This window comes from Breznakia sp. PF5-3 (genome assembly GCF_029504745.1).
Taxonomy (GTDB): domain Bacteria; phylum Bacillota_I; class Bacilli_A; order Erysipelotrichales; family Erysipelotrichaceae; genus Breznakia.
This window is the reverse complement of the sequence record NZ_JAQFIQ010000004.1, coordinates 19315-38149: the sequence shown is the minus strand read 5'-3', so window position 1 is coordinate 38149 and position 18835 is coordinate 19315. Positions and strand designations below refer to the sequence as shown.

The 18835-nt window shown below is 31.0% G+C and carries 20 protein-coding genes and 2 tRNA genes; 12 read left to right on the top strand and 10 right to left on the bottom strand.

Going from position 1 to position 18835, the window contains the following annotated elements:
• The first annotated feature begins 205 nt into the window (after nt 1–205).
• On the top strand, nt 206–691 hold the full coding sequence (locus tag M2475_RS01685) for a PTS glucose transporter subunit IIA (protein ID WP_277489184.1): 486 nt from the start codon (nt 206–208) through the stop codon (nt 689–691).
• 127 nt (nt 692–818) lie between these two features.
• Nucleotides 819–1634: a hypothetical protein gene (locus tag M2475_RS01680; RefSeq protein WP_277489183.1), complete on the top strand. Its 816-nt coding sequence runs from the start codon at nt 819–821 to the stop codon at nt 1632–1634.
• A gap of 54 nt (nt 1635–1688) precedes the next feature.
• Here the strand turns inward: M2475_RS01680 and M2475_RS01675 are convergent, their stop codons facing one another.
• A complete protein-coding gene (locus M2475_RS01675) occupies nt 1689–3047 on the bottom strand; it encodes a PTS transporter subunit EIIC (RefSeq protein WP_277489182.1) in 1359 nt (452 codons plus the stop codon).
• 197 nt (nt 3048–3244) lie between these two features.
• On the opposite strand from M2475_RS01675, the gene M2475_RS01670 reads away from it, so the two are divergent.
• The 9 genes from M2475_RS01670 (at nt 3245) to M2475_RS01630 (ending at nt 11096) form a co-directional block, all read left to right on the top strand.
• Entirely contained in the window at nt 3245–4708 is a 1464-nt protein-coding gene (locus M2475_RS01670) for a family 1 glycosylhydrolase (RefSeq protein WP_277489181.1), read from the top strand.
• A 338-nt stretch (nt 4709–5046) separates the two neighbouring features.
• The gene (locus M2475_RS01665; RefSeq protein WP_277489180.1) at nt 5047–6225 is read left to right on the top strand and encodes an NAD(P)-dependent oxidoreductase; all 1179 of its coding nucleotides are present in this window, start codon (nt 5047–5049) and stop codon (nt 6223–6225) included.
• 79 nt (nt 6226–6304) lie between these two features.
• The gene (locus M2475_RS01660) at nt 6305–6598 is read left to right on the top strand and encodes a hypothetical protein (protein WP_277489179.1); all 294 of its coding nucleotides are present in this window, start codon (nt 6305–6307) and stop codon (nt 6596–6598) included.
• Between the two features lie 56 nt (nt 6599–6654).
• Nucleotides 6655–7101 carry a hypothetical protein gene (locus tag M2475_RS01655; protein WP_277489178.1) on the top strand — a complete coding sequence of 149 codons (447 nt, stop codon included), beginning with the start codon at nt 6655–6657 and terminating at the stop codon, nt 7099–7101.
• Between the two features lie 118 nt (nt 7102–7219).
• Nucleotides 7220–7630, top strand: coding sequence for a VOC family protein (locus tag M2475_RS01650; protein ID WP_277489177.1), 411 nt, complete (start codon nt 7220–7222; stop codon nt 7628–7630).
• A gap of 37 nt (nt 7631–7667) precedes the next feature.
• On the top strand, nt 7668–8042 hold the full coding sequence (locus M2475_RS01645) for an ACT domain-containing protein (protein WP_277489176.1): 375 nt from the start codon (nt 7668–7670) through the stop codon (nt 8040–8042).
• A 328-nt stretch (nt 8043–8370) separates the two neighbouring features.
• Nucleotides 8371–9801, top strand: a complete 1431-nt coding sequence (locus M2475_RS01640; protein WP_277489175.1) for an MATE family efflux transporter — start codon at nt 8371–8373, stop codon at nt 9799–9801.
• A gap of 2 nt (nt 9802–9803) precedes the next feature.
• Entirely contained in the window at nt 9804–10160 is a 357-nt protein-coding gene (locus tag M2475_RS01635) for a VOC family protein (RefSeq protein WP_277489174.1), read from the top strand.
• Nucleotides 10161–10610: 450 nt separating this feature from the next.
• Nucleotides 10611–11096, top strand: coding sequence for a hypothetical protein (locus M2475_RS01630; RefSeq protein WP_277489173.1), 486 nt, complete (start codon nt 10611–10613; stop codon nt 11094–11096).
• Between the two features lie 56 nt (nt 11097–11152).
• On the opposite strand, the gene M2475_RS01625 is transcribed toward M2475_RS01630, so the two are convergent.
• The 4 genes from M2475_RS01625 to M2475_RS01610 all read right to left on the bottom strand — a co-directional run bounded on the left by M2475_RS01625 (nt 11153) and on the right by M2475_RS01610 (nt 12986).
• Nucleotides 11153–11227 (bottom strand) — tRNA-Arg (locus M2475_RS01625).
• A gap of 255 nt (nt 11228–11482) precedes the next feature.
• Nucleotides 11483–12340, bottom strand: a complete 858-nt coding sequence (locus M2475_RS01620; RefSeq protein WP_277489172.1) for a DPP IV N-terminal domain-containing protein — start codon at nt 12338–12340, stop codon at nt 11483–11485.
• 58 nt (nt 12341–12398) lie between these two features.
• Nucleotides 12399–12611 (bottom strand): hypothetical protein, encoded by a 213-nt coding sequence (locus M2475_RS01615; RefSeq protein ID WP_277489171.1) that lies wholly within the window; start codon nt 12609–12611, stop codon nt 12399–12401.
• Between the two features lie 298 nt (nt 12612–12909).
• Nucleotides 12910–12986: transfer RNA gene (locus tag M2475_RS01610), tRNA-Arg, on the bottom strand.
• Between the two features lie 70 nt (nt 12987–13056).
• Here M2475_RS01610 and M2475_RS01605 point away from each other — a divergent pair.
• The gene (locus tag M2475_RS01605) at nt 13057–13599 is read left to right on the top strand and encodes a DJ-1/PfpI family protein (protein ID WP_277489170.1); all 543 of its coding nucleotides are present in this window, start codon (nt 13057–13059) and stop codon (nt 13597–13599) included.
• 38 nt (nt 13600–13637) lie between these two features.
• Here M2475_RS01605 and M2475_RS01600 read toward each other — a convergent pair whose 3' ends face one another.
• From M2475_RS01600 to M2475_RS01580, 5 genes are all read right to left on the bottom strand, one after another.
• Entirely contained in the window at nt 13638–14390 is a 753-nt protein-coding gene (locus M2475_RS01600) for a ChbG/HpnK family deacetylase (RefSeq protein ID WP_277489169.1), read from the bottom strand.
• 13 nt (nt 14391–14403) lie between these two features.
• Nucleotides 14404–15816, bottom strand: coding sequence for a PTS transporter subunit EIIC (locus M2475_RS01595; protein ID WP_277489168.1), 1413 nt, complete (start codon nt 15814–15816; stop codon nt 14404–14406).
• Between the two features lie 73 nt (nt 15817–15889).
• Nucleotides 15890–16717, bottom strand: a complete 828-nt coding sequence (locus M2475_RS01590; protein ID WP_277489167.1) for a PRD domain-containing protein — start codon at nt 16715–16717, stop codon at nt 15890–15892.
• A 15-nt stretch (nt 16718–16732) separates the two neighbouring features.
• Nucleotides 16733–17218, bottom strand: coding sequence for a PTS glucose transporter subunit IIA (locus M2475_RS01585; RefSeq protein WP_277489166.1), 486 nt, complete (start codon nt 17216–17218; stop codon nt 16733–16735).
• A 176-nt stretch (nt 17219–17394) separates the two neighbouring features.
• Nucleotides 17395–18828, bottom strand: a complete 1434-nt coding sequence (locus M2475_RS01580) for a glycoside hydrolase family 1 protein (protein WP_277489165.1) — start codon at nt 18826–18828, stop codon at nt 17395–17397.
• Nucleotides 18829–18835 lie beyond the last annotated feature (7 nt).

Genomic DNA, 18835 nt, shown 5'->3' with positions numbered 1-18835 from the left:
AAATAAACATGAAATATTACTTTTAATTTTTCTGCTTAAAGAAAATATTTATTATCCAATCATTTTTTTTTAAAACAACATTGCAGTTTCTAGCAAATAATTCAATGGTGCAAATCTTGTTACACAAGAATAATAAAAAGATTGTATAATTTTTATCAAACTACTCAATATAATAAGTAGCTATTACAGAAAGGTAAGATAAGTTATGAAACTATTTAAAGCAAGAGCAAAAAATAATTTAGTCGATGTTTTTAACATCACAGAAGGTACAATTATTCCATTATCAGACGTAAAGGATGAAGTATTCAGTAAAGAAATGTTAGGAAAAGGAGTTGGTATAATTCCATCTGATAACAATAGTATATATTCTCCAGTTTCAGGTGAAGTATGTACTGTTTTTCCTACCAAACATGCAATTGGAATTAAAACTGTTGAAGGTGCTGAAATACTAATACATATTGGAATTGATACAGTAAATTTAAATGGAGAACATTTTGATTGCTTTGTTGAGCAAGGACAACATATTATAAAAGGGGATAAGTTATGTGATGTTGAGTTTGATAAGATAAAACAAAAAGGCTATGATGTTACAATTATGATAATCGTTGTAAATACAAAGGATTTTGGTGAGGTACTAACAAATACAAGCCCTAACAACCTATCTGAATATATTATTCGTATTTTAAAATAGTTCTAAAAGAATTAGAGTATCTTTGTTGTTTTCTGAAAATGAATCATAGCAATTCCATTTTAATTCTATAAAAAGATGATAGAATAATTTTATATCAATAACAACTATAAGTAGAAGGAGAACCTATATGTCAAAAGAAAGGTATGGCACATTTTTACTATTACTACGCTTATATAATGAATCACCCATACATTCAACAGAAAAAATATTATCAAAATATTTCCTCAAAAGATTTGATAACATAAAAAGTATTAACATCTATGATGTATCTGAAGAATGTAACGTTTCAAGGGCGACAGTTCGCAGATTTTTTCAAAAATTGGATCATGAGAGTTTTTTGGATTTTAAAAATGAGTTTACCATTCCGTATGATATAAGTATGTTTGAAAAGGAATTAGAACGCAATAATTATGTTGATGAACATATTACTCAAATTAGCGAAATCCAATCTTTTTTCCAAAAAAATACATCACAGATTCTCGATAAAATAAAAAACTTAGCTGAAGGTATGCACAATGCCAAGAATATTTATTGGTTAACATCTACTTCGACAACAAGAATGGTAGAAGATATGCAAATGCAATTTCTACGATTTAACTGTTTTTGGGATATTATTATAAACTTTGAAAAAAGCAAAGATATAAATATTCAAAATGATGATATTATGATTGTCGCTTCATCAAGTGCTGTATTAGCACATACGATTGTCAGTGAATTAGAAGAAATAAAATGTCCTGTTTATTTAGTAACATTAAACACCCAATATAATCACTCTGTATTCAAGGATATAATTCGGTTAACAAACAATATGTTGTATAATTTCACCGATCAGATTTCTACTGAAACGATCAAAAAAGAAGTTGTTAATAGAAAATATGCAACAAATTTATTCTTTGATTTCCTATATTATGAATATGCTTCAATATATAAAAAAACAAGATAGCAATCAAACAAAAACGTCATTTCTTAAAATGACGTTTTTATTTAAAGCTAATATTTAACTTCTTTTTTTCAAAAATATTGTAGTTCCAAATCCGACTATCCCAGCAACTACAATTACAGCAATACCACTATACATATTGGATAATCCGCTGTACGGTGGAGCAGAAATTACCATCGTTGGCAATCCTGGAATCCCAGAAACAATTGAATTTTGCGCTAAGTTCGTAATACCTGCTAGAATACCACCGACTGCTCCTCCAATCATCGACCCATATAATGCTTTTTTATCATTTAGCAATACACCGAATAAAGAAGGCTCAGAAATTCCCATAAGTCCTGTAACTCCAGCTGATATTTGAGTTCCCTTTTTTACTGGATCTTTTTCTAAATATGCCACAGCTAGAGTTGCTGTTGCGATAGCAATGTTTGTCCCTAACATTGCTGGTATTAAGAATGTATCATACCCTTGTGTAGCAAGTGATGTAACCATAATTGGGACCAATGCCTTATTTGTTCCTGTTAAAACAGTGAAACCAAACAATGCACCCACGATTCCAAGCGCAAGACATCCAATTTTATTGTGAATAAATACAAAGCCATCTGTCATCCATTCTCCTAAAATCACACCAAGAGGACCTACAATCAACAAGGTAGCAAGAACCCCTACACAAATTACAATCAATGGAATTAAAACATCTTTTAGATAACTTGGTATTTTATTAGAAATTAATTTATGTGTTTGCGCCATAATAATTACTCCTAATAACACAGGTAACGCCGTGTATGAATAAGTTGTGGTTACAACTGGTAATCCAAAAAGATTAAGCCCCTCAACACCATTAATACCTTGATTTAATAACACTGCCCCTAAAAATATCCCATATACTGGATTGATATTCAGTTGTTTCGCACAACCATATCCTACATACAAAGGTAGGAAAAAGAATCCTGTACTAGCAATTGCGCTTATTAATTCATAAGTAGGTGAATCCGTCTTTAAACCTATTGTTAAAACTAAAATGTTTAAAATTGCTGAAATTAATCCTGTTGCTACAACAATCGGCATTGTTGGCAAAAAAGCTGCTGCTAAGAAACTTAATGCTCTTGAAAATAAATTCTCTTTCCCTTTTTCATCATTTTGTTCTTGTAGTTCTTCACTTTTTTGCTTTTTTGATTCGTATAATTTTGCAAATGAATTATGTACATTTTCTACATTAGGGCCAAATATAATTTGTAAAGTATCCCCTTGCTTTACAACCCCTAAAACGCCTTCTACTTTTTCAATTTTTGTTATATTGATTTTATCAATATTTTGTACTTTTACTCTAAGTCTAGTAGCACAATGAGTGACATTATTAATATTATTGCTATCAATAATCTCTAACAATTCTTTTGATATAAGTTCAAAATTCATAATATAAACCTCCCTATTTGTTTCTTATTTTGCTTACTTACACATTCAAATATACAGCTATTATATACTTCCTGTGTGACATCATTTGCACCCTTCTTCATCTAGGTTACAACATTTGTACCATGGCATGAATTTCATTGATTAAACGATAAACTTCACTTATTATGAAAAATGACAGAAGGAGGTAACTTAAATATATGACTAAAGAAAATATTTTCCCTAATAACTTTTTATGGGGTGGAGCTATTGCCGCAAATCAATCAGAAGGATTTTGGAAGCAAGGGGGCCGTGGTGCTTCAATTGCAGATACTGCATTATTCACTCAAAATCAAAATTATTCTAAATATGAAGCATTTGCAGAATTAACGATTGATGAAATGAAACAACGGTTAGATGATAAAGATGGATACTATCCAAAAAGATGGGGAAATCATTTCTATCAAAAATATGAAGAAGATATTGCTTTATTTGCAGAAATGGGATTTAAAGCTTTAAGACTATCTATATCTTGGTCTAGAATATTCCCTAACGGTGATGAAGAAACGCCAAATCAAGAAGGTCTTGATTTTTATAAAAAAGTGTTTGAAGCAATGAAAAAATATAAGATAAAGCCCATTGTTACACTTTCACATTATGAAACCCCTGCACATTTGGCTATTAAGTATGGGGGATGGATTAATAGAAAAATGATAACATTCTTTGAACGATACTGCGAAACAGTCATTCACGAATTCAAAGATTATGTCGAATATTGGATGGCATTTAACGAAATAAATGTTATTCAGCATAGTTTTTATGTCGGTGGTGCCGTTTTGAAGGATTTTATCAATAATGAAACAAATGATCGGTTCCAAGTAATACATCATTTATTGCTCGCAAGTGCTATAGCAAAAAAAGTAATGAAAAAAATATCTCCCTCTTCCAAAATGGGAGGTATGATAGCACGTAGAGAAGGATATCCTGCAACCTGTAACCCTCTTGATGTTTTAGAGTCAGTTAAGGATGATCAAAAAAACTTATTCTTTTCTGATGTATTGGTAAGAGGATATTATCCAAGTTATATGAAGGCATTCTTTAATGAAAACAAAATTAACCTTGTTTATGAAGATGAGGATATAAAACTATTAAAAAACAATACCGTTGATTATATTTCATTCAGTTATTATATGAGTGTACTATCAAAGCATGATATTGATGAAAATACTGAATTAACTACTGGCAACTTAGTAAATGGAGTTAAAAACCCATATTTAGAAAGTAACGAATGGGGTTGGCAAATTGACCCAATAGGACTTCGTATAACATTAGAAAAACTATACGATAGATACCAAATTCCATTACTTATTGCCGAAAATGGAATTGGACTAAAAGAAGAACAAGTGTCAGATAAAGAAATTGAAGATAATGAAAGAATCAATTATTTACAAAGTCACATTAAAGAGATGGGAGCTGCCATTAAAAATGGTGTGGACTTAATTGGATATACTGTATGGGGACCAATTGATATCATTAGTATGTCTACTTCAGAAATGTCAAAGCGATATGGATTTATATATGTTGATGCTAATGATTTTGGAGAAGGTACATTTCAACGATATAAGAAAAAAAGTTTTCATTGGTATAAAAAAGTTATTGAGTCGAATGGTTCTAACCTCGATTAATAAGTTTTGTTAAATAATAAACATTGTAGAAATAACCCATAAATTTCAATGATTTTATACTTAAAAAGTAGATTTATAAATCTACTTTTATTTTGCCTACAATAAATAAAATTTTAGATATTTTTTTATTGTTATTAATGTGAAGATCTACTATTACGACTAGCTAAAAAATTCACTAGTGAAAAAATGCGTTTTTTTCACATTTGCTATTGTAATTGCTTTTATGCATGCTATAATCAGTTTAATAAATTTATTATAAATAGGAAATAACTTTGGTTTTATTTTCTTATTCTATATATAAATTTTTATTTTTGTTTGAAAGAGAAAGAGAGACTACAATGATTAATATTTTACAAGAAACACAACGGTGTCTGCGCTGCAAAGCACCATTTTGTCAAAAGGGATGTCCCATCAGTACACCCATTCCACAGGTTATTGATTTACTAGAGAATGATTCAATAGATGCTGCTGGAGAACTACTTTTCAATAACAATCCATTATCAATTATATGTGCACTTGTTTGCAATCATGAACAACAATGTGAAGGCAACTGTATCTTAAATAAAAAACAGGTTCCTATTCAATTTAGTGCCATTGAGAATTATATCTCGGATACATATTTTGATAAAATGACCATTCCGATTGAACAACAAAATAACAAGAAAGTAGCAATCATTGGTTCTGGGCCCGCTGGTATTACCATTAGTTTAATTCTAGCTAAGCTTGGATATAATGTTACTATTTTTGAATCAAGAAGTGAATTGGGTGGAGTTCTTAGATATGGTATTCCAGAATTTCGTTTACCCAAAAGTATATTGGAAAGATACCATAAGAAATTATTAGATATCGGTGTAAAAATACGGCTGAATGTAACCATTGGAGGAACTTTGAAAATCGATGATTTATTCCGTGATGGTTATCTTAGTATCTTTGCTGGAACAGGTACATGGAGAGCTAATAGCCTTGGCATTGAAGGTGAAAGCTTTGGTCATGTCCATTATGCAATTGATTATCTAGCCAGCCCTGAATCTTTCCATTTGGGAGATAATGTAGTTATTATTGGGATGGGAAATGCTGCGATGGACGTTGCCCGTACTGCACTAAGAAATGGTGCAAAACAAGTAACACTCTATGCACGAAGCAATAAAATTTCAGCTAACACCATTGAATATCAAAAAGCAAAATTGGATGGAGCTGATTTCAGATTTCATATGACACCTGTAAAAATCACAGACACAGGTATCATCTTTAAAGAAGATGCTAACGAGCTTCATGTACAAGCAGATTCTATTATTATTTCCGTAAGTCAAGGTCCAAAAGATAAACTGACTACGACAACGGAGGGTTTAAATTCATCTGACAAAGGGTTACTGATAACTGATTCTATCGGGAATACAACACGCCCAGGTATTTTTGCAGCTGGTGATGTTGTACATGGTGCAAAAACAGTAGTAGAAGCTGTTAATCAAGCAAAATTAGTTGCCCAAAGCATGCACGAATATATGCAGAAAATATAGAAAATATTTCAATTTCTTATACAATTGATTATAATAAACTCATAGTAAGCGTAAAAACATTTAAAAGGAGGGCCATTATATGGTAGCTTTTATGCTAATATTGATAGGAATATCTGGATTGTATAGCTCTTTATTTGGGCGCAATTCGAAAGGTGAGCGCATTAATCAAATACTCATATTAACGATTTCTGTTGTTTTTCTAGCATATGGTAGTTATATTATTTATTTATATTATGGTGGAACTTTTGGACGCTCACTTTTAGTTGGAAATAGACATAAAACAGCATTTTCGCTTGTAGATACCATAGGTATTGGTTTAATTATACTGAGCGCTATTTCTGGAAGATTGGCTTTTAAGAATAAAAAAGATTAATACTTCTTGCATATTAGAACCGTTTAAACAAGAACTTCACATTTAGGAGGTGCGATATGAATCTCGATGAAAAAATTTCATTACTATCCAATTCAGATAACACAGTTGCTTATAAAGCTTTAAAAGAACTTTTAGAGATAAGTAGCAAATCAGATGAAGTATATGCATATTTCGATGAATTTGTTGCTATGATGAGCAATTCAAATTCTTATATCAGAACAAGAGGATTGCGTTTAATTGCTTTCAATTCAAAATGGGATAATGAAAATAAGATCAATCTTGTTATTGATGAATACTTAACACACATAGAAGATGAAAAACCAATAACATCACGACAATGTATAAAAGATACTTATATCATCGCTCAAAACAAACCTGAATTGACTGATAAAATTCTTGAATCTTTACAAACTTTTGATAAGGTATACAACGATAGTATGCAAAAATTAATCTATCAAGATAGACAAAAAGCAATTCGACAAATCCAACAAAACACATGGTAATATCTTCAATTATTTATTATGTACTCTAACAGTCAATCCATTTAAATTGACTGTTTTTAATATTGTTTGATAAATTATATTCCTTTATAATATGAGTAATGTTAGGAGGTAATTAGCAATGAATGGTGATTGTGTAAAAGTAGGAACAGCTTTATTAGCAGATGATATGGTTAAAATGGTAAAATTTTATAATGAAACATTGGGGTTTCAAGCAGAGTGGCTTGGCGATGATTTTGCAGAGATAAAAACGGCAAGTGGATATCTTGCATTATGGCTTTATAGTAGAAAAGAATTTGTAAAGACATTTAATGAGCCTTACATTCCTTCAAAAGGAATAAATCAATCCTTTGAGATTGCCTTTTGGTTACCTACTTATGAAGATGTAGATATAGAATATGAAAGATTATCCAAATTAGATGTTCCCTTTCCTGCTGGAGAACCAACAACATATCCTTTTGGAATTCGAAATTTTTATGTTGCAGATCCTGAAGGAAACTTAATTGAAATTGGAAGTACAAATGAAAAATAATACTGGTATAATATAATGAAGAAATATGAGGAAATTGATGATGGAAATAAAAAAGATAGATTATGATTTTTCAGTATGTAAAGTGGCGGATTATTCACTTGTAGATTTGAATGCTGAGTTTTGTTTTACTGGAAAAACAGATGAAGAAAACTCGTTAGTGTGTCCAACCAATAAAATACCAACTAACATATCCGAAAGAGATGATGGTTGGAAAGCTTTTCGTATTCAGGGAACGTTAGATTTTTCATTAATTGGAATATTAGCTAAAATTTCTGGTATTTTAGCAGAGAATAAGATTGGCATTTTTGCAATCTCAACATTTAATACAGATTATATATTAACGAAAGAAGAAAACTATCAAAAAGCGATAGACGCTCTAAACCATGCAGGTTATAAAATTGTAGAAGCATAGAAGTAAACTTCGGGTTATTGAATTTTGTGTATTGTTTATCTTCATAGAAAAAATTCATATGGAACTTTTAAATATTAAAAACTCATATTTTATCAAGTTCTTTTTAATACTTGACAATTATTTTTAAAAACCGTATCATATGCAAAGGATAGTAAAACTATACACTATCTCAAAGTGTAGGTATTAAAATTAAATATTTTAAAATTGTTACTTAAGGTTGTATACCTTTGTATCTGGAGTGTGGAGGAATATACCCACTCCTTTTTTTGTGTTTTGGAGTGTGGTAGAAATACCCACTTTTTTGTCTTTTTTGAAAGGAAGGATTATTATGAGGACAACCAAAATTAACAAAATGGAAACAACTCCAGTAAGTAAACTCTTACTCTTTGTTTCCACACCCATCATGTTTTCCATGATGGTACAAGCTCTCTACAACGTTGTAGATTCAATTTATATCTCCAGATTTAGCGAAAAGGCGCTGAGTGCTGTATCACTCACCGTTCCTGTTCAAACCTTAATGATTGCCATAGGCATTGGTACCTGTATTGGCATCAATACATTTCTATCACGTACTCTAGGGCAAAAGAATCATGAGAAAGTAAAAGCGATTGTACAGCACGGTGCACTATTAATTTTATTATCATACTTAATAACACTTTTTATTGGATTATTTTTTTCACATTCATTTTTTTCGCTTCAAACAACAGACCCAAAGATAATCGCTTATGGCAGTGATTATATGTTTATTTGTATGGTTTTTTCATTTTCTCTTTTTGGGCAACAGTTATTTGAAAAACTTCTACAAGCAAACGGTAAGTCAATGCTTTCAATGATTTCACAAATAATTGGTGCTATTATAAACATTGTTCTTGACCCTCTGTTTATCTTTGGGTTGGGTAGCTTTCCTGCTCTTGGTGCCAAAGGAGCAGCACTAGCTACAGTTATTGGACAAACAATTGCATTTATATGTGCATTTGTATTTCATCAACATTACAATAAAGACCTTAAATTATCTCTTACACAGTTTAAGTTTAATATTACAATTGTAAAAGAAATATACAAAATTGGTCTTCCTGCAATGGTAATGCAAGCGATTGGTTCTGTAACGAACTTTTTAGTAAATGGTATATTATTGTCTTTCTCTACTACTGTCATGGCTGTATATGGTATTTGCGCTAGACTCCAAAATTTTGTGTTCATGCCTATTTATGGACTAACAAATGGAATGTTACCAATCATGTCGTACAATTTTGGTGCAAGACAAAGAAAGCGCGTTTTGAAAACACGATTTTATGCTTTTGTGTATATGCTAATTATTATTTTTGCAGGAATACTAAGTATTCAAATATTTCCAAATCAACTTTTGGATCTTTTTGGAGCTTCTGAGGAAATGAAAAAAATAGGTATCCCTGCACTTCGTATTATTAGTGTATCTTTCATTTTTGAAGGTTTTTGTTTAATTAATCAAACAAGCTTTCAAACCGTAGGAAGAAATCTATCCAGCTTAATTTGTTCTATAACTCGACAGATAATACTGCTTATTCCTCTTGTGTATATTTTTTCACTAAGCGGAAATATAAACTATGTATGGATTGCTTTTCCTACTGCATATTCCTTAAGTGCCATTATCTGCCATATACTTTGGAAAGATGTTTTTCAAAAAAACATAGCTCCATTAACTAAAGTTGAACCCTATGCATCAAGTGAAAAACTTACTCAAAATATTATTCAATATAAACAAAATGAAAAAGGAGTTTAGATATGAAATTAAAACATATTACATTTAGCGTTCCTGATATCGAAAAATCAATAACATTTTATACAGAATTGGTAAACTTAACGATTCAATTTCGGCTTAGTCCACCAATTGGTGAAATTTGCTTTTTAGCCAATGATAAAGGAGAAACTATGTTAGAATTTATCCAATTTAAACAAGGCGCTCCATTTAAAAGTGAGGGTATGGTTTTAGCTTTTAAACATGATGGTGATTTAAAAACTTTACGTGAAAAAGCAATCTCACTTGGATATATCCCAAGTGAGATTCACTCAACTGGTCCAATGCCAACAAACTTTAAAATTACGGATCCTGCAGGTATCATGGTGGAATTTTGTAACTAAAAACGAGATAGCCAATTCAAGAAGCTATGAAACGCTTATTAAAAGGGCGTACTAGTTTTGTAGTTGCACATAGATTATCTACCATTTATGATGCCGATAGTATCATTGTGATGGAGAGAGAAAATATTGTTGAAACAAGAAACATCAAGCACTACTTGCAAATAATGGTACATATACAGATATATATAATAGTCAGTTTTCTCAAAGTGCATGATAAACATTGATAACAGATTCTATTGTGTTTAATCTTCTAGAATAAACTATTTATATATAAAATTTAATATCCTTTACCAACTTCCATATACATCAAAAATGCTGATAAACAGATCTAAAACAGTAAATAATACTACATTAAAACTTTTTTGGAAGAGTTCAAACAACTTGTATAGCTTCTATAATGCCTCTATAATATAATCATATAAATAAATTGCAATTTAAGGAGCGAAAACAATGACAAAAGAACTAAATTCATTCAATGAGTTTCTATTGACAGTTACACCAGAACATCAAGCATTTGTTGAAAAACTTAATCAAAAACTTATTAAACAAGGCTGTGACCTTGTAATCAAAAAAGCAAAAAGTGGCTATACTGTTACATACCAACTGAAGAAGAAATCTGTTATGAATTGGATATTTCGTAAAGCGGGTATGATGGCCCGAATTTATGGTGATAACGCTTGTAAAGATAAAGATATAATAACTTCTCTTCCTACTAATATGCAAAAGAAAATGATTATGTCCCGTGACTGTGCAAGACTTATCGATCCTAATGCTTGTAGTCCTGTTTGTGTTCGAGGATTTGTTTATAACCTAAATGGTGATATACATAAAAAATGTAGAAATGATGGAATGTTCTTTCAATTGACAAATGAAAATGCAGAACATATAGATAAATTAGTTTCTAAAGAAGTTAGTGTACGAAAAACACTTTTATGATAGAAAAATGAAAAGCTGAATTCCTTGATACAAAGAATTTCAGCTTTATTTTTTTATGGCACCCCCGGCGAGAATCGAACTCACAACTAGCCCTTAGGAGGGGCTTGTTATATCCATTTAACTACGGAGGCATATATGGCGTGCCTGACAGATTCAAAATTAGTTTATTCTATCAAAGGTTTCCAAATCCTATTATATACTACTTTTTTTTACTATTCAATTCTATTTGATTTAGATCTTTCATATCAATTATATCCAAAAATAGGTATAGTTATTCAATAATATTAATGTTCCCTTTATACCAATATTATCATTTAGATCAATTAATGTATCGTATATAAAAGCACTAAAAAGGACTAGGAAAACCTAGCCCAAATATTTATAATTCATTCTGACAAAATAATTGCGTTATTAATTTTTCTTTCATCTTTGTTATCTTCAAAAATCACTTTATTTTCTTTGCTGTCTATATCATATTTAAATATTGTTCTATCATTTATAAAGTAAGCATATTTATCATCAACATAAATAAGTGCTTCATACGACCAATTATCCCAATCCAGATTTTCATAATCCTTTTCTGATTTACTTGATTTTATTCTATGAAGAAATGTTCTTTGATTTGAAAAATAGTTATTATCACCATTAATTGCTACAGCATCAATTTCAATTCCATCGCTTTTCAATAACTGCTTATGATTACTTTCATTAAATCTGTAAAGATAGTTTGTTCCTGGTTCATATGGTTTAATATCTTGATTAGAAATTCTTAACTTTTCGTCTGTTGATGAATATGCAGATGCAATATAATCATTATTAACTGGGTCATAATTGATAAAAGAAAAATTTAAGTCTTCATCCCAAGTTAAGTCTTTTAATCTCTTTGTGTCAATATCATACACAAAAGGTCTTACTGAAAAATGGTTGGCATTCAATGGAATTCCGCCTATAAATATTTTTGTGTCAGTTGGTATGATATAGTTTATAGCAAAGAAACTATCAGTTAATTGAGTAATTTCTTGTTTTTCTAAATCATATTTATACACTTGATCTGCATTTCCAGTTTCATCTTTTGCTGTATAGTAGACCACATTTTCTCTTTTACTATATGCAGTTAGAGGATATTGTGACGTATATGGAACTTCAACTATTTTTTTTACTTCCTCTGTTTGTAAATCAATATAATAAACCTCACTTATTAATTCATTATTTTCTTCTTTTGTTAATGTAAATGAAATATACAAAGATTCCGTTTTTGATTCACATGATACTAAAAATAAGATGAGTATAGATATTATGTATTTAATTTTTTTCATTTTCAATAGTGAGTATATGTTGTGGTCTAGATTTTGTAGTTATGGTTACTGATACTCTAATATTAATAACCCAATTAGCATATACCGTTTTTATAAACATTTTACCTTGTGAATACATTTCTTCCGCCTTAATACGAAATCCATCAAATATGCAAATACTAGATAACATAATCAACATTATTAATAATTCATTTCCCATTGAACTCTCCTTTTTTCCTTTTACCAAATATTTCTTTAATCATATTTAATTCAATGACAAAAGTATATCATAGAAATATTTTCTTGTGGGAAAACAGATAAAAATGGTCGGTGAAACGTGACATTTGGTAACACTTTGGAAAAATTGACAATTTATTGGAATTTTTGGATAGTTAAGTGGAGTTAATAGAAAAGAAGGTTAAATTGATTTAGAAAGTATAATTAATAATTTATCAAAAATCATTCTAAAAGACAGTCGACATAAATAAAACTCCTAAAATAGGAGTTATTTTTGTATATGGCGTGCCTGACAGGACTCGAACCTGCAACCTTTTGAATCGGAATCAAAAACGCTATCCAATTGCGCCACAGGCACATGCGTTATTATTATAGCATATTCTAGTCTCATGATATAATAAATTTATATAAATGGTAGGAGGAAAAATATGAAAATATTATGTATTCTAACAAATGGTTTTGAGGAAGTAGAAGCAATTGGTACAATTGCTTTATTAAGACGTTCAGGTCTAGAAGTTGATGTGTACACAATTCATGGTACTGAGGCTACAGGAAAATACCAAAACACCATCTCTAAGCTTCATAATTTGCAAGACTTGGATTTTAATCACTACAATTGTTTATTCCTTCCAGGAGGTCCTCATTATCGCGAGCTTGAAGATAATGAGGATGTTAAACAAGTGATTAAACACTTCTTTGATAAAGACAAGTATGTTGCTGCTATCTGTGCTGCGCCAACGATATTAGGTCGTATGGGATATCTTAAAAACAAATATTATACTTGCTTTACAAGTATGAATGAAGACTTTGGAGGTATTTATATTGACATGTACACCGCAATTGATGATAAGTTAATTACAGGTAGAAGTGCTGCAGCCGTTATCGACTTTGCTTTGTTAATTATTAAAACCTTACAAGGTGATGAAAAAGAATTAGAAATTAAACAAGAAATATATTATGAAAAGAATTAGCAAACGCTAATTCTTTTCATAATATATTTCTTGTTTTATTAAATATCATTGTAAGTATAAAGTTTGATATTGTTCTCTTTTAGCCAATCTTTCACTTCTTTTGAACATGATGCTTCTACTTCTAATGTTCTTGGTATAGTAAGTGAAGAATGCTTCAATATATAATCATCCAAATATCCTGGATGGAACACTAGCATATCGTATGCATCTTCATGGGCATTCTTTACCATCTTCTTTAAAGTAATAAATGGATCATAATTTGGATTAGTTGTAGAATCCATCCACAAATATACCTTCTTATCATTTACCATTATAATTGATTCATCTCCAAAATCAAACCCACTATACTTTAATCCATGATGCTTGGCAACAATTTCAAGTCCTTTTAGAAAATTATCACTTGCTACTGCATGACCTTCAAAATATTCTGGTTCTCTACCTACCAATTCTTTATATCTTTGGTATTGGGCTTCAATCTCCATAATCACTTCATCCAAATCAACAAAATCTTCCTTGGCTTCACGATATTCTCTTGAAGATTTAAACTCACCTTTTCCATTCGTAATGCTAGGAATTAATGAAGGATCACAAATTGGTTTACCTACACAAATATTTGTATGTTGTCCCAAACAAACATCCACATCTTTCAACAAATCTATTCCATGTTTACTAGCATCCATGTTTACCATGAAACCAACATTTTTAATAATTCCATGTTTCACTGATTTTTCAATTCCATAATTTACTGCTTCCGAATATCCTAAATCATCTGCTCTAATAATAATTTTCATACTTTACCTCACTCTATTGTTTTTGTATATCCACCTCATCCTTTTTAAATCCAAATAGGTATGTTACTGCTGCAGATACAATAAATGCAATCACACTAGCAATAATACCATGAACTAAATTGGATGTTGGACCTCCAGCAAAGCTAGTTAAGCACAAGAAGCTCGCTACTGGTACTAAAGCATAAGTTCCCACATTTAATAACCCTGCATAAAGACCACCTACAAATCCTCCAGCCATCATTCCTAAGAATGGACGTTTATATTTCATTCCAATACCATACATTCCAGGTTCTGTAACTCCACCAATAATACTAGTGATAAAGTATCCAAAACTTAAAGATTTTTGTTCTTTATTTTTAATTTTTAACGCAGCTCCTAAACACATACCTGCAACAGAGATACTTGCAATACACGCTGCAGGATTTACTAAGTTTTCATATCCTGCATTAGAGAATAATAAAATCATTGTAGTAATCATCACAATATGCATTCCACTCATAACTAAGAATTGCCATAATGCTGCAATAATTGCAATTGCTAGAAAACCACCAATATCGCCAAAGCCTAATAAGAACTCTGCTACATAGTCTGCCAAGAAAGATCCCGCTGGACCTAATACACATAATGCAATTGGCAACATTACCGTTATGGTAAGAGTTGGTGCAAAAATAACTCTTAACATATCTGGTAAAATCTTTTTAAAGAATTTTTCCACATATGACATTACCCATACCGACATAATAATCGGTAAAATGGTACTTGAATACACCTGTGGACTTGAAGGAATTCCAAATACTGTAAACTTGCTTCCTTCTACCGCCATTGCCATAAATGTTGGATGTAGCATAATTGCTCCTAAAAACATTCCTAGCACTGGGGTTACACCAAACTTCTTAGAAGCTGTATATCCTACAATAACAGGAAAGAAATAAAATCCTGCATCTCCAACAAATGTAAACAATACATATAGGTCACTTGTTGTACTCAATACATTCAACATATCTGGACCTAATACAGCTACTAACATCTTAAAGATTGATGCTGCCATAATCATTGGAATAATTGGTGTTAAACTACCAGCTAAACCATCCATGATTCCATTTCCAATTGATTTTAATGTTATCTTTTTCTTTACATCAAGATTTTCATCAATTGTCTTACTCTCTTCAAAACCGCCTTCTTCACGAATACAGTTGTATACTTTTTCAACTGTTTGACCAATAATTATTTGTAATTGTCCTCCAGCATGAATTGTACCAATGACACCTTTTATACTTTTTATTTCTTCATCATTTGGAATACTTTCATCTTTCAAATTAAAACGTAATCTCGTCATACAATGTGTAACTTGCATAACATTTTCTTTTCCACCAACAGCTTTTAAAATTTCTGTTGCTAATACTTGATATTCTTGTTTCTTACTCATTCTTTTTTCCTCCACATTTTTCACCAAAATTTCTATAATCCTTTAATGGCACTAGTAACCATGTGGATATTTTTTAATCTTCTTTATTGATAATTCGATTAATATGAATCATCAAATATAAGATTTCATCATTTGTACTCTCTGCATGTAACTCATCATCGATATAGGATGATATTTTCATTGCACATTCATAAATTTCAGGTCTTTCTTCTTGCATAAATACAATTAAATCATCACAATTATCCATGAATTGTTCTTTTTCTTGGATCCGTTTCAGATAGTACCTTAGATGCATAACAAATCGATTATAATTAAACTCTTTTCGTTTAATTTCCAAAGCAAACGAGTTTTCAATCATCGAAGTAATCTCTTCAATCATTGTCTCTATCTTATCTCCTTCATCTTCAGCCAACGTTTCTTCTTCTGCATTTACAAAATGCAAAGCAATATTTGTTACTTCTGATTCAGGTAAACTAATATAGAGTTTACTTTGAATTTGACTTAATGCATATTTCCCAATTGCAGTTTCTTCTGGATATAACTGCTCTACATCATATGAAAAGGCGAATTTCATCTTCTTATAGTTTTTCATTCGAACGATCGCAAAATTAATATGGTCTGCTAAACTAAATACAATATTAGGATTTAAATTCTTATTTAATGTTTCCTGTGCTTTTGTGACAATGTTAGCACTTACTTCAAAAACATCTTCAGGTATCTCTTGTAAAAGATTATAAAATTGTGCATTTAATCTATAAAAAGTCATATCGATAGAATTCAAATCCGTTATTTCGTAAGGCATAGATGGAAATCCTATCCCTTTACCAAAGGCAATCAATTCTTTATTATTTTTATCTAGACATACTGCTACATTATTATTTATTTTTCTTATTGCCTTCATACATTTCTCCTCAACCTACTTCTCTTTATGAATAATTAACGTTTCACCTTTCGATACTTCATTTCCAATTACATTGTCTTCTAAAGCAAAAGGTATCGCATTGGTAACAATCATTGGTGTTATCAAATCTACGTTATTTGCTTCCATAAAAGCAAGATCAACACGAATAATTGCTGTACCTTTCGTCACTCTAGTTCCTGGTTGTTGTAATACTTCAAAACCTTTTCCACCAAGTTCCACTGTATCTAAACCAATATGAACTAAGATTTCCATACCGTTATCGGCCTCTATTCCAAACGCATGTTTGGTTGGAGCAATAAGTGTAATTTTCCCATCACAAGGTGAACACACTTCACCACTTTTTAATTTAAAGCCAACGCCTTCGCCCATCATTTTTGTTGAAAAAACTTGATCATTTACTTCTTCCAACAACATCGCTTCACCATCTACTGGTGAATATACATTATAGTCTGATTCTTTTTTCTTAAACATTTTAAACATGTACAAACCTCCAAATAATAAAAACTCTTCAAAGTCACCCCCTTAAACCATAGATAAAAATCCATTAGTCCTAAGGTAATGCCTCAAAGAGTTACAATCCTTAATAATATATTAGCAAGCGCTTACAAGTTTGTCAATAATTATTAGAAATTAAAAACAGGCCTAAGCCTGTCTTATTATAAATCCTCACCATTTGATGCTATTACTTCTTTATACCAATCAAATGATTTTTTCTTTCTTCTTGAAAAGTCACCACTTCCATCATCATACTTTTCAACATAAATAAATCCATAACGTTTTGCCATTTCACCAGTTGATGCACTTACCAAGTCAATACATCCCCAAGGTGTAAAGGCGCGTAAATCAACGCCATCTTGAATTGCTTCTTTCATAGCAACAATATGTTTGCGTAAATAATCAATCCGATAATCATCTTGTATTGTACCATCATCTTCAATCTTATCAATCGCTCCTAGACCATTTTCTACTACCATTAGTGGTACACGATAACGATCATACAAATCAATCAATGCATAACGAAGTCCTTCTGGGTCAATTTGCCATCCCCACTCACTAGCTTCCAAGTAAGGGTTAGGTGATCCACCAAGTAAATTCCCTTCTCCTTGTTCATCAGGTTTGGCACTTGCACAACTAGACATATAGTAAGAAAGTGAAATGAAATCTACAGTACCCTTTTTAATGATGTCTAAATCCCCATCTTTCATTTCAATTTTCACACCATTTTCATCCCAAACACGTTGTGCAAAAGTAGGATACTGACCTTTTACTTGTACATCTGTACAATAATAATTGAAATCTTGATTTTTCCTTTGTGCTGCAATCGCATCATCAGGATTACATGTTAATGGATATGTCGTTGCATAAATAATCATATTTCCTACTTTATTGTTAGCATCTATTTCATGCGCCAAATTAACAGCTTTTGCACTTGCTACAAATTGGTGATGCAATCCTTGGAATCTCTTTTGAGGATCATCTGCTTGATTCATAAAGTCTTTTGTTCCTTCATTCAAAATACCCAATGATAGAAACCCTCCAAGTTTTCCCATTGCTCCATTAATTTCATTAAATGTTAGCCAATATTTTACTTTTCCTTTATAACGTTTAAATATCGTTGTACAGTAATTCATAAAGAAATCAATTAATTTACGATTTGCCCATCCACCATATTCTTTTGATAAATGATATGGTAATTCATAGTGTGAAATTGTAATAAGTGGTTCAATGCCATGTTTCAAACACTCATCAATCATACTATCATAAAATTTAAGACCTTCTTCATTTGGCTCTGTTTCATCACCATTTGGAAAAATACGTGTCCATGCAATTGAGAAACGATATACGTTAAATCCCATTTCTGCGAACATTGCAATATCCTCTTTGTAATGATGATACATATCAATTGCTTCATGTGATGGATAAAAAGTACCCTCTTCTAATACAGGAGTAATTCTCTTTGCTTGGGTTCTTGACCCACCTGTACAAATATCAGAAATTGATAATCCTTTTCCACCTGTTAAATATCCACCTTCACACTGGTTGGCAGCTGTAGCTCCACCCCATAAAAATCCTTTTGGAAATGTATTCATTTGTTTC